Annotated in this window: 1 pseudogene; it reads right to left on the bottom strand. The window is 67.9% G+C overall.

Annotation, left to right across the window (positions count from 1 at the left end):
- Positions 1–262: pseudogene (locus tag QD228_RS17065) on the bottom strand (potassium-transporting ATPase subunit B); the annotation flags it as partial.

Genomic DNA, 262 nt, shown 5'->3' with positions numbered 1-262 from the left:
GTCCATGCCCGCGATGCCGATCGCCGACAGCAGGGCGGCGATCGTGGTCGGGATCAGGGTGATCAGCAGGGCCGACAGGATCGCCACGGGAATGCTCCCGCCCGCATAGCTGGCGAAGCCCGGGATGGTGCCGACCGCGATCAGGAAGATGATCGTGAGGCCGACGAGCAGCAGGGTGAGCGCGATCTCGTTCGGCGTCTTCTGCCGCTCCGCGCCCTCGACCAAGGCGATCATGCGGTCGAGAAAGCCCTGGCCCGGATCC

This window comes from Cobetia sp. 3AK (assembly GCF_029846335.1).
Classification (GTDB): Bacteria; Pseudomonadota; Gammaproteobacteria; order Pseudomonadales; family Halomonadaceae; genus Cobetia; species Cobetia marina.
Note: the sequence above shows the minus strand (reverse complement) of the source record. Positions and strands in the feature narration are given on the sequence as shown.